Source organism: Bacillus sp. JJ1532 (genome assembly GCF_036965085.1).
Lineage (GTDB): Bacteria > Bacillota > Bacilli > Bacillales > Cytobacillaceae > Cytobacillus.
On sequence record NZ_JBALOW010000002.1, the window covers coordinates 123765 to 135985 of the forward strand.

The 12221-nt window shown below is 37.2% G+C and carries 12 protein-coding genes and 2 pseudogenes; 7 read left to right on the forward strand and 7 right to left on the reverse strand.

Going from position 1 to position 12221, the window contains the following annotated elements:
• Positions 1-114 precede the first annotated feature (114 nt).
• The gene (locus tag V7122_RS00960; RefSeq protein ID WP_335525486.1) at positions 115-786 is read left to right on the forward strand and encodes a GntR family transcriptional regulator; all 672 of its coding nucleotides are present in this window, start codon (positions 115-117) and stop codon (positions 784-786) included.
• 864 nt (positions 787-1650) lie between these two features.
• Here the strand turns inward: V7122_RS00960 and V7122_RS00970 are convergent.
• Genes V7122_RS00970 through V7122_RS00980 form a run of 3 tightly spaced genes read right to left on the reverse strand, consistent with a single transcriptional unit; the run spans position 1651 to position 5098 of the window.
• Complete coding sequence (locus V7122_RS00970; protein WP_335525488.1) at positions 1651-2952, reverse strand: (Fe-S)-binding protein; 1302 nt, start codon at positions 2950-2952, stop codon at positions 1651-1653.
• Between the two features lie 4 nt (positions 2953-2956).
• On the reverse strand, positions 2957-4360 hold the full coding sequence (locus tag V7122_RS00975) for an FAD-binding oxidoreductase (protein ID WP_335525579.1): 1404 nt from the start codon (positions 4358-4360) through the stop codon (positions 2957-2959).
• Between the two features lie 30 nt (positions 4361-4390).
• Entirely contained in the window at positions 4391-5098 is a 708-nt protein-coding gene (locus tag V7122_RS00980) for a FadR/GntR family transcriptional regulator (RefSeq protein WP_335525490.1), read from the reverse strand.
• A 477-nt stretch (positions 5099-5575) separates the two neighbouring features.
• Between V7122_RS00980 and V7122_RS00985 the strand changes: the two genes are divergently transcribed.
• The 5 genes from V7122_RS00985 (at position 5576) to V7122_RS01005 (ending at position 8253) form a co-directional block, all read left to right on the forward strand.
• Positions 5576-5761 carry an iron-containing alcohol dehydrogenase gene (locus V7122_RS00985; RefSeq protein ID WP_335525492.1) on the forward strand — a complete coding sequence of 62 codons (186 nt, stop codon included), beginning with the start codon at positions 5576-5578 and terminating at the stop codon, positions 5759-5761.
• A gap of 100 nt (positions 5762-5861) precedes the next feature.
• A complete protein-coding gene (locus tag V7122_RS00990; protein ID WP_335525494.1) occupies positions 5862-6215 on the forward strand; it encodes an iron-containing alcohol dehydrogenase in 354 nt (117 codons plus the stop codon).
• A 14-nt stretch (positions 6216-6229) separates the two neighbouring features.
• Positions 6230-6367, forward strand: a complete 138-nt coding sequence (locus V7122_RS00995; protein WP_335525496.1) for an iron-containing alcohol dehydrogenase — start codon at positions 6230-6232, stop codon at positions 6365-6367.
• An 11-nt stretch (positions 6368-6378) separates the two neighbouring features.
• A complete protein-coding gene (locus tag V7122_RS01000) occupies positions 6379-6642 on the forward strand; it encodes a hypothetical protein (RefSeq protein ID WP_335525497.1) in 264 nt (87 codons plus the stop codon).
• A gap of 138 nt (positions 6643-6780) precedes the next feature.
• The gene (locus V7122_RS01005; RefSeq protein WP_335525499.1) at positions 6781-8253 is read left to right on the forward strand and encodes an NAD-dependent succinate-semialdehyde dehydrogenase; all 1473 of its coding nucleotides are present in this window, start codon (positions 6781-6783) and stop codon (positions 8251-8253) included.
• A gap of 108 nt (positions 8254-8361) precedes the next feature.
• On the opposite strand, the pseudogene V7122_RS01010 reads toward V7122_RS01005, so the two are convergent.
• A pseudogene (locus V7122_RS01010) lies at positions 8362-8517 on the reverse strand (transposase); the annotation flags it as partial.
• 12 nt (positions 8518-8529) lie between these two features.
• Here V7122_RS01010 and V7122_RS01015 point away from each other — a divergent pair.
• Positions 8530-9259: pseudogene (locus V7122_RS01015) on the forward strand (tyrosine-type recombinase/integrase); the annotation flags it as partial.
• A 109-nt stretch (positions 9260-9368) separates the two neighbouring features.
• Here the strand turns inward: V7122_RS01015 and V7122_RS01020 are convergent.
• The 3 genes from V7122_RS01020 to V7122_RS01030 are packed head-to-tail and all read right to left on the reverse strand — an operon-like array spanning position 9369 to position 12213.
• Positions 9369-10154, reverse strand: a complete 786-nt coding sequence (locus V7122_RS01020; protein WP_335525501.1) for an SDR family oxidoreductase — start codon at positions 10152-10154, stop codon at positions 9369-9371.
• A gap of 37 nt (positions 10155-10191) precedes the next feature.
• On the reverse strand, positions 10192-11406 hold the full coding sequence (gene lhgO / locus V7122_RS01025) for an L-2-hydroxyglutarate oxidase (RefSeq protein WP_335525503.1): 1215 nt from the start codon (positions 11404-11406) through the stop codon (positions 10192-10194).
• A gap of 45 nt (positions 11407-11451) precedes the next feature.
• Positions 11452-12213 carry an IclR family transcriptional regulator gene (locus V7122_RS01030; protein ID WP_335525504.1) on the reverse strand — a complete coding sequence of 254 codons (762 nt, stop codon included), beginning with the start codon at positions 12211-12213 and terminating at the stop codon, positions 11452-11454.
• Positions 12214-12221: the final 8 nt, after the last annotated feature.

Genomic DNA, 12221 nt, shown 5'->3' on the forward strand with positions numbered 1-12221 from the left:
TTTAAAAATGGCTATGAATCAATGTTTTATTCCTTGATTTTCGTTATGTTCAACGTTATTATAAATTTATATTTCACAAATTGTATACAAAGTGTGAAAAAAGGGGGATTTCACTTGTCAGTCTATGAGGAAATAAAAGCGAGAATAATTAAAGGAGTTTATAAACAAGGAGAACGGCTAACTGAAGAATTCCTTGCCAGTGATCTTAGCATTAGCCGAACTCCAATACGTGAAGCAATTAAACAATTACAGCTAGAAGGGCTAATAACACCCTTAAAAAGAGGGATGATTGTAAGCGAATATTCTAAAGAAGATGTTAGGAAAATATATGATCTTAGAATTCTATTAGAAGGACATATAGCATACAATGCAGCTATTTATAGAACGGATGATGATATCCAACAATTACAACTGGCAAATAAAAAATATAGTAGTTTAGTAGAAGTTTTCAAACAAGAAGAGGATATTATGGAGAAAATAATTGATACTAACAATTTATTTCATAATGCTCTTTCTAAAGCTGCAAATAATGAATACACCAGTCTCCTATTGTCAAAAGTGATTATTGAACCCCTTGTATATCAGTCGTTATATTGGTACAACAAAGACCGATTAAAGTATTCTGTCAACGCCCATGAAGCAATCACTAATGCAATAATTGAAAGAGATGCTAATCGTGCAAAGGCTGCAATGTTAGAACATATGTATCAAGGGCGGGATACGGTCCTGAAACTATACACCGCTAAATTGGAATCTGATCAAAAAATCGCAAAAACTGATATTTAAATTACAAAATTTTTTCGTACTTTAATTGGATTAATTTAATAACAAATGTTGTGATTGAAATAAAAAGACTCTAGTATTGGATCAATAACATCTAAATATTTCAAATATATAATAATCATATCTCATGATCATAAATTAATAAAATCAATTTATAGTAATATAAAATTAAAATATTCAATATTTTATATTGAAAATAGTTTGAGCCAACATAAATAAAGATCAACTACGTATGAATCTGCTTTCAACAAGAATAAATTGAGTATGTGGGGAATTTTAATCCCCGGCCTCACACACCACCGTACGTGAGTCTTTCTAACAATTTCAAAATTATTCTTTGGTTTATTATGCCTAAAAATTAGCCGCCGATCGTATTAACGCTACTTTAAAAAATCAAAAACAAACGACATAAACTTTAATAATTTTTATTAAGCAAATTCTGTAGGTCTGTGTTGTTTAAAAAGAAGCAATTATGAAATTGATTCGATAAGGTAATTATTTTACATAAATTCTCTTAGCTCTTCAGTCATTTTTTCAACTAATTCAAGTCTACCATGAAACTGGGCAGGAGTGTTTTAAAACACAAGATCAAGATTTCTAAATAAAAATCTTTATGAATCTTGAATAAAGCTTAAATAGAACGTTAAAAAACCCTTGTTAAGGGTTTTTTTGAATTTTATTCACTTAAGTTTAGATGTATTTCTGGACAAATGAAATCTGATTCTGGAAGAAAGGATGGTTGAAGAAGGAAAGTTCTGGCAGAATTTATAACTTTCGATTAAATGTAATAAAAATCGAAATGTTTCAGTTTTCGGATTTATATTAAATTTCTGTAAATTATGAACCGAAAAATAGCTAGAAAGAAGCTCAAGAGATCCCAGAGGCTTCAGCTAAATATTCGATCAGATGCAGAGCACGCATAGAATCAGTGAGTCCCTCACGTTCAATACCAATTTTCATCTGAATCAGGCAACCTGGATTGGTTGTGATAATGACGGATGCGTTTGTCGCTTTCGTATGCTTCATTTTTTCATCAAGAATCTGCATGGAAGCCTCATAATTCACGATATTATAAATACCTGCAGAGCCGCAGCACATGTTCGCCTGATCCATTTCAATAAATTGTATTCCAGGTATATTTTCCAATAATTTCAAAGGTTCTTGAGTTACCTTCTGAACATTGGTCATATGACAGGAACGCTGATATGTCACCCTTTCGCCATGGCGGGGTCGCATATCCGTCAAACCACCGCAAGCGATAAGTACCTGACTTATATCTCTTGATTTAGCAGAGAAAGCAGCTGCTCTTTCGGCCCATTCTTTGTCATTTGAAAGCAAATGTCCATATTCATAAAGCATGGCGCCGCAACCTCCCGCATTATTAACAACAAAATCGGCATTTATTTGTTCAAATGCGAGAATGTTTTGCCTTGCAAGGTGACGTGCTTCGTCCATTTCTCCAGCATGAGCTTGAAGCGCTCCGCAGCAGGTTTGTTTTGGAACCACCACAACATCGCAGCCTGCTTCTGAAAGCAACTTGATAGATAATTGGTTAATACGGTGAAACATAGAGTCCATAATACAGCCAGTAAAAAAGGCGACAGTATATTTTGCTTTCAGCTTTGCTTTCACTTCGGTCGATGCTCGACTACGCTCTATAGGGGAAATAGGAGCCGGGATAACCGATTCGAAAGTGCCCAAGTAATATGGAAGCATTTCCATAATACCAGACATTCGGGCTGCTTTTTGCAATCCACTTTTTTCGAACAGCCAGATAGAATGACCAGTGACATTCATCATCTTCTTGCTTGGGACCACTTTTTTCAGCATGGTATTTCGCAACAGTCGTACGGGGACGGAAAATGTTTTCCGTTTAACAATTGCAGCACGTGCAGCTTCTAGGATCGAGCCATATTCCACACCTGTTGGACAAGCAGTCTCACACGCCCGGCAGCCTAAACATAAATTGAGTGGTTCTTCGAGAATGGATAAATCTGTAATCTTCCCTTCACCGACCATCTTTACTAGATTAATCCGGCCGCGAGGTGAGTGAGTCTCCTTACCGAAAGTGGTGTACGTTGGGCACACAGGTAAACAATAGCCGCACTGAACACAATTATTCGTTTTGTCGTATTGGAGTTCTTCTCTTAATTCTTTAAGTGATACCATCACGTCAGCTCAACTCCAATTTCTGTCCTGGATCAGGGAAAATTTTACCGGGATTCATAATATTGTTCGGATCCCATACTTTTTTAATACGTTTCATCATATCAAGGCCGATTGCACCGAGTTCCATTTCCATAAACGGTGCTTTCATTGTTCCAATCCCATGCTCACCTGACAATGTCCCGCCAAGCTCAACAGCTGCTGTGAAAATTTCTGCAACAGCTTGTTCAACGCGATGCATTTCTTCCCGATCCGTTTTATCACAAATAATATTTGGATGAAGGTTACCATCACCGGCATGGCCAAACACAACAAGATGAATGTTGTATCTTTCGCGAATATTCTGCAACCTTTCACACATTTCAGGTATTTTGCTTCGAGGGACGGTCGCATCCTCAGAGATTTTTGTCGGCTTAATCCGCACGATGGCTGGTGATACAAGCTTACGTGCTTTCCAAAGTTCCACTTCCTCCGCTTTATCCTTTGGAATTCGAACTTCTCGTGCCCCTACAGTACGGCATAACACTGCTGTTTGTTCCATTTCCTCCTTCAGAGAAAGTGGATGGCCATCCAGTTCAATTAATATGAGTGCGGCTGCGTCAGTGGGTAAACCAAGGGGTTCAAACTGCTCAACCGCCACAATAGAAGCCTGGTCCATCAGCTCCATTTTGGATGGTAAAATACCGGAAGAGAGAATCTTGGAAATAGCACTACCAGCATCGATAAGGCTTTTAAAAATCGCCATGATGGTACTTGTGGCCTGTGGTTTCGGAATGAGTCTCAATACAGCTTTTGTAATAATTCCGAGTGTCCCTTCTGATCCGACAACCAATTTGGTTAAATCGTAACCGGTTACATTCTTTACTGTTCTCCCGCCGGTTTTAATGATTTCTCCTTCTGGGGTAATCATTTCAAGCCCAATGACGTAATCTTTCGTCACACCGTACTTCAGACCTCTTGGGCCACCAGAGTTTTCAGCTAAATTGCCGCCAATCGTAGAGACGTGAGAACTGCTCGGATCCGGCGGATACATAAGTCCCTTTTGTTCAGCCGCTTTATGAATCTCTGATGTCAATATACCTGGAGAAACAATCGCAACGAGATCCTCTTCATGAATCTCAAGCAAATCATTCATAACAGATAAATCGAAGACCATTCCTCCTTTAACAGGAAGCGGACCTCCACTTAAGCTTGTTGCCTGACCACGCGGATAAATAGGAATTTTTGCACGATTAGCAAACTTCACTAATGCCGCTAATTCTTCTACACTTTTTGTCTGAATGACGATATCGGGTAAATAGGTTCCAAAAGAACCGTCAAATGAATAGCTATAACGATCACTTTCATCTATAAGTACTCTTCCTGTTTTTACGATTGCATTGATTTCCTGAATATGACTTGAGGTTACCACTTTCAATTAATCCTCATCCCTTCTATTTCGTTATACGGTGTAATCTTGTAAAAACAAGCTTAATTTTTTTTCTGCATTTCTTAAATGAATCTGGCATTGGATTTTAGCCAGCTCAGGCTCTTCTGCTTCAATAGCCAGGAGTATTTCCCGATGTTCATGGAAGACTGTTCTCCGCTTTTGTTTTAATTCTACATTTGGACGGAGAGTAATTTTTAATGCTCTTTCATAAAGAGAAGATAAGCTTTCCTGTGTTTGAATCATAATAGGATTTTGTGTAGCCAAAATAATGGAACGGTGAAACTCTATATCTTCTTCCATTGCCGTTGTACCATTCTCAATCGATTTATTTTCCATCACGTCCAATATTTTTTTCATTTTTTCGAGTTGTTCTGGCGTACGACGGAGGGCAGCTAAAAAAGCTGCTTCAGGCTCCAGGATTTTTCTCATTTCAAAGAGATATTTAATATTTTCAGTATCGTCACTTTCAAAATGAATACGTTGAAGTAATGTTGAATTTGTAGATTCTTCTACATAACTTCCCCCGCCTTGACGTGAATTGATGACACCTGCAGCACGCAACATGCTTAGTGCTTCACGGATCGGAACTCTGCTTACTTCAAATTGAGCAGCTAATTGCATTTCTGTTGGCAGCTTTGAACCCGGAGGAAATTTCTCAGTTTCAATCATGGTTAATAATTCACGAGCAATTACATGCGAAATCTTTTCTTTTTGAGACATGGTTACTATTCTCCATTCACTCCTAATTTGTATTATAATTTTAATTTTCATAAAATATAGAATTTACAAATGATTCATTTATATTTATAATAATAAACAAATTCATCAAACTCTACAATTGATGTAATACAAATTTGTATTACAACTTGAAATTTATTTGCCACAGAGAGTGTAAGCGTTGCGTTGTTTTTCTTAAGTGGAGCCTTGTTAGTAGCTAGCGTCTTACTGTTTTCAAAGCGAAAAAGCCAATTAAAAGTTTCTCCAAAAAACTTCTCGTGATTCATTTGTGAAGACAAATCATTAACCTTTTCGTTTAGTTCACGTTTTTAATAAGTTAATAGATGTAAAGTATAATTTTTACTAGACTCGAAATCCTATACTAAAGAAGGAAGTATTAAAAATGTCTTAAATGCCATACACATATTTTTTGCGTACTCGAGTAGAATGCGGCAACGGAATTTCAATTAGAAGGGAGAAATGATTAAAGAATTAGGTGTTAATAGAGTTCTTATCGTCACAGATAAAGGAATACGATCAGCTAACCTTTTAGAAGGTATTGAGAAGTCGCTCCAGACTGTTAATTTAAATTATGAAATTTATGATGAGATTAAACCAAATCCATCAGCTGACACGATTCATAGAGGAAACGAATATCTTACGTAACATAAAAGTATTGCTTTATTAGGTGTCGGGGGTGGAAGTAATATTTATACAGGTAAGGGGATAGCGGCGATAGCTACTAATCCCGGTCATATCTTTGATTATGGAGGGGTGGGTAAAATTACCATATCCTCCCTTCCTTATCATAGCCATCCCCACTCCAGTGGTGACAGGGAGTGAGGTAACAGCCTTGACTGTTGTTACGAATAAAGAAACATTATTTAAATTAGTAGTGATTAGTCCACATTTATTCCCAACTTTAGCTATACTAGATCCAGCTTTTACACTACATCTCCCACAGGGAATTACAGTAGCAACGGGGATGAATGCATTAACACACGCGAATGAATCATATACATTTAAGACGGTTAGTCCTGTTAGTCAAGGATTTGCTATACAAGAAGTTAAAATGATTAGTGAAAATTTAACTAAAACTTATTTTGTAGGAAGGATATAGAAAGCAGGGAAAAAATGCTTGTTGGCTCGATGATAGCTGGAGTAGCATTTTCCCAATCTCTTTTTGGGTATGTCCATGCGATATCACATATGTTTGGAGGAGTCTTTAATATTCCTCATGGAATCGCAAATGCCGCATTACTGCCATTGTAATGAAATATTGTTTGCCTGCATGTATAGAACAATATAATGATATCTCGGTTGCGTTAGGAGCGGATGTTAGCGGATTATCTAATCGATTGGCTACTGAAAAAGCAATTCAAATCGTTATCCAAATGTATCAATCGATGAATATCCCTCTAAATATAAAAAGAATTAGGCGTTTCACTGGATTTCTACCAAAATTAGTAGAAGTTTCAATGAGAAATGGAATTGTACTCATAAACCCTAGACTTAAAAGGGCTGAAGATATTCAATTGATTATTTAGAAAACTTATTATGGTGCGTTAGATGAGTTGTAATAGTACAAAGAAAAGATAAAGCTTGCAAGTATAATTGCAAGTAGACGTCCGGAATGCAAATGGTAAAGCAGTGGTTAAAAATGATTTATCTAAGGGGGAGTTTCTATGTTAAAAGTCGATTCTTTAGTTGATTTAACGGAATTAAAAATGTATGTCAATGGTGAATGGACAGCTGCACTAGATGAAAAGACATTTTTAGTAACAAATCCATCAACAGGGCAAATTGTTGCTCAAGTTCCAAAAGGGGGGCGCCAAGAGACCAAGAAGGCGATTGAAGCTGCTGATCACGCCTTTAAATCATGGTCCAGATTAACAGCTAACGAACGTGCTAAATACCTCCTGAAGCTATATGATCTTATGCATGAATATCATGATCAATTAGCGGAAATCATCAGTTTGGAAATGGGAAAACCTTTTACGGAGGCAAAAGGAGAAGTTACTTTTGCAGCTAGTTATTTGCAATGGTTTGCTGAAGAAGGACGACGGGTTTATGGAGAAACGATTCCTGCTTCTGCAATTAACAAAAGATTAATGGTCATTCGCCAGCCTATTGGTGTTGTTGCCGCAATAACACCTTGGAATTTCCCATTGGCCATGATGACTAGAAAAGTGGGTCCTGCGATGGCAGCAGGATGTACATCCGTTGTAAAACCAGCTGGACAATCTCCTATTAGTGCGATTGCGTTTGGAAAATTAATCGAAATGGCGGGAGTGCCAAATGGAGTAGTGAACATCGTAACAGGTTCTTCTGGCCCCATTTCTGATGAAATTTTTGAAAATCGAACGGTAAGGAAGATTTCATTTACAGGATCTACTGAGGTTGGAAAATTACTGGTGACCAAATCGGCTGCGCAATTGAAGCGGTTGTCATTGGAGCTTGGTGGACACGCACCATTTATTGTCTTTGAAGATGCTGATTTAGAAGCTGCCGCTAAAGGTGCGGTTGCAAGTAAATTCAGAAATACAGGGCAAACATGCGTCTGTGCAAATCGAATCTATGTCCAACGCTCCGTTTTGGATAAGTTCGTAGAACTTTTTGTAAAAAAAGTGAAGGCTCTTAAAGTTGGAAATAGTATTGATCCAAGTGTACAAGTTGGACCTCTGGTTAGTTCCGAAGGTTTAGCGAAAGTGGAAGAGCATATAAAAGATGCTGTATCTAAAGGAGCTCACATTCTTTGTGGTGGACAACGTCTTAAAGGTGAGTTGTCTGAAGGCCTGTTCTATGCACCTACCGTTTTGTGTGAAGTAAACTCAAACATGCTAATTACAAGTGAGGAAACATTTGGGCCGGTTGCTCCAATTATTTCATTTGAGACAGAAGAAGAAGTCGTTCGATATGCCAATAGCACAGAATATGGTTTAGCAGCGTATTTCTATACAGAAAATATTAGTCGATCCGTCAGAGTTTCTGAAGCTTTAGAATTCGGGATCATCGGTATGAACGATGCGGTTCCTGCTGTTGCTCAAGCTCCATTTGGAGGAATAAAAGAGAGCGGAATGGGACGTGAAGGCGGACATCAAGGACTGGACGAATACTTAGAGGAAAAATATATTTCCATGGGTATTAATATAAGATAATGAAAAGAGCAACTATTCAATGTTACAAAACATTGTGAAATATGAATTCTTAGCTTGTTTTTTGTGTTTTGCTGATGCTACCCTTTAGGGGTAGCACTGACAAACGCATATTATGGAATATCTCTTTATCCATTTGTAGATAGTTACTTCAGATACGCCATATTTGCTGCTTAAATCTTTAACTGCATCGCCAGAACTATAAGAATCAACCACCATTTTTTTGAAGTCTTCATTAAATTTTTTGTTCGAATTTTGATTACCCATAAAGGACACAAGGCCATTTCAACTATCAACCGGCGCCTCAATTCTCTACGAAGTTTTTTTCCTGGGCGGCCAAAAATAATAAGCTGCAACAGAATCCAATGAGTGATATTCAAGATTTAAAGACAGCTGATGAAGATAATGAAAAAATCATGTAGCTGACAGAAAAAGAGTTTGAAAGTCTTCTCTATATAATAAGGAAGAAACCCGTCAAAAGCAGAGGAGTATATCCAGAAGAAAAGTACCGAAGAGACCGTACGATCATATTTCTTCTTACTTATGCAGGCCTTCGCCTTCGAATTGATGGCTATCTGATTTAAAACTAACGGACATTGATTTAGATATGAAGCGCATTCGAATCGTTGGAAAAGGGATAAAGGTTCGAACGGTTCCTATATCCAATACACTGCTTGCAGAAAATCATGATTGCTTAAGTTACCGAGCAGAGTTGGCTAAGCAAAAGTCATATGTTGCAGATTCTCCCTATGTTTTTTACAACAACGATCGTCAAAGTTCACGGTCCGAGGATCCAGACGATGATTAAAAGTTATAGTCTGCCAAATAAAAAATTAACTCCTCATATGTTCCGGCATACTTTTTGTAAGTGGATGTTATAGGCGACTAATAATGATATTGAAAAGGTAAGGAGAATCGCAGGTCATAGCAACATTGTGAAAACAAGCAGATATTTGAAGGATTCGTTAGTGATATAGCGGATCCGGTGGATGCTTTGCCAAGATTATAAATCAATAATAAAAGGATCAGGATGGTTCCAGATCCTTTTTCGTTCTTACGGGAGTATTTAGTATTACATGACTTTCATAATCTAAGCCCTAATTGCTAAAATTTTTAAATTAAATGGATTTAATCATTCCGCCATCAACTAAAATTGAACTCCCAGTTACATAGGTACTTGCATCGGAAACTAAAAATGTTACTACATTAGCAAATTCCTCTGGAGTTCCATACCGTTTTAAAGGAATATTATTTTGGGCTCTTTCTTTAACTTGCTCTTTCGTAACGCCTAATCTCTCGGCATTCGCTTGATCAAGATGTGCCACACGCTCTGTTGCAATTCTACCAGGGCTAACTGTATTAACTAATATGTTGTATGGAGCCAGTTCTTCTGCCAATGTTTTAGCTAGTCCTACAATTCCTGTTCGAAATGTATTCGAAAGAATAAGTCCAGGTATAGGCTGTTTAACAGAAGAAGAAGCAATATTCACAATTCGTCCTCCTGCTTCTTTTAAATCGGGAAGAACTTCACGAATGATTCTAATATAACTCAACAAATTGAGTTCAAATGCATCTTGCCAGTCTTTATCAGATAATGATTCAATTGATCCTACGGGAGGTCCACCAGCATTATTAATTAAAATATCAATTTTACCGAACACTTCATTAGTTTTGCGAACTAAGGTTTTAATGTCTTCTACTTTTGTAATATCAGCTGGGCAATAGGAAACTTTCCCTTCATTTAATGCCTCTAATTCATTTTTTACATTAGCTAACTTTTCAGTATCTCGGCTAGTTAGCATAACATTTGCTCCTTCTTTTACTAGTTGCGTGGCTATCGCTTTCCCTAGACCTTGACTAGAAGCTATGACTAGAGCAACCTTATTATGTAGATTCAGGTCCAAATCTAAACACCTTCCTTTTTTGTATGATCTTAAGCTATTAAACTAGTTTAGCTTCTTTTAAGTTTAGCTGTTCTGGTATTCTATTCACTACTTCTTTTCCAATTTCAATAGAAGCTGTTGCAGCTGGTGATGGGGCATTACATACATGAATGGTTCGTTTTCCCACAATAATATGAAAATCATCGACCATGCTCCCATCGCTTCTTAATGCTTGGGCACGAACACCAGCAGGTGCAGGTATTAAGTCATCTTCTTGGATTTCAGGAATTAATTCCTGCAGGCTTTTTGTAAATTGTTTTTTGCTAAATGATCGGACGTATTCATCAAATCCTTCTTTTGCAAATTTACTAGCCATTTTCCATAAACCAGGAAAGCATAAAGATTCCATTAAATCTTTTGCATTAAAATCTGTCTTTTTATATCCCTCACGTTTAAAGCTAAGCACGGCATTTGGCCCAGCATCGACTTCGCCACTAATCATTCGCGTAAAATGCACACCTAAAAATGGAAACTTTGGATTTGGTACTGGATAGATTAAATGTTTAACAAGATAGCGTTTTTCAGGCTTCAATTTAAAATACTCGCCCCTAAAAGGCAAAATTTTCATATCTGTTTTATATCCTGCGGCTGCAGCTACACGGTCACTATGAAGTCCGGCACAGTTAATCACCATACCAGCTCTATATGTACCCCGATTTGTCTCGATGACCACTTGGTCTGATTCTTCGTGCATTTTCTCTACTTTTGTATTTAGGTGGATCTCTCCACCATGCTTCTGAATAATTTTTGCAAATTTTTCACTTACTTGTCTGTAATTAACGATACCAGCCTGCGGAACACGTATTGCCGCTAGACCGTTAACATGTGGCTCGATTTCCTTTAATTCATCGACACTAATTTTTTGAATAGCTAATTCATTTTGCAGTCCACGTTTATATAAGTTCTCAAGAAGTGGTAACTCCTCCTGTTTTGTGGCAACAATTACTTTTCCACAAATATCATGGTCTATTTCGTGCGTTTGGCAGAATTCAGTCATCGATTTACTTCCCTGACGCGCAAAACGTGCTTTGAAACTATTAGGCTTGTAATATATTCCTGAATGAATCACTCCACTATTGTGCCCTGTTTGATGGTCTGCGACAACTGACTCCTTTTCAATAATGGCTACTTTCGCATTAGGAAACCGTTTATAAAGTGCCATTCCCGTTGATAAACCGACAATCCCTCCACCCACAACGGCAAAATCATACACTATTTACCACCTCCAGTCTTCCAGATTCATCACATATGTCTATATTCAAGAGATTCTTTGAGCAGCTTGTTGCAATAGCAAGATAAGATGGCTGATATCATACTCATCATAACGAATGTAAGGAAATGTAATAGACAACGCACCTAGTAATACTTGTTGTTTAGCAATAATTGGAACGCTAATGGAAGTAGCACCTTTGACACGTTCCCCTTTTGTTATCGCATAGCCTTGATTTTGTATTTCATGAAGTTGTTGAATCAATTCTTCTTTTGATTCAACAGTGATATCTGTAATCTTTGTTAATTTAATTTTTTCTATATAACTCTTAATAAACTCATCGCTCTGAAAAGCAAGCAGAATTTTAGCAGAAGCACCAGCATATAACGGGGAAGTATGACCGACAAATGTTAAGGCAGCCAATTCATGACGACTAGGTAAATTATAGATACAACGACGCTCGTCACGTTCAATAATGTTTATTGAAATATTTTCTTTCGTTTCTTGATTCAGTTCTTCCATGATTGGAATCGCTTTTGAAAGAAGTGCATCGTTTTTTTCAACAAGCTGACCTAAAAACATAAGCTCTAAACCTAGACTATATATTTTTGTTTTTTCGTCTTTTACTAAAAAACCTTCGTATACTAACGTGCTAACAATACGTTGTAAGCTAGAAATCGAAATGCCCGTTCTTTTCGAAATCTCTGTTAACGATAATTTAGGAAAATCCACAGAAAATGCTCGCAGCACTTGTATCACCCTGTGGATCGATGACATCGAATAATTACTTTTAAATCTTTCATTCTCCATTGAGAGCA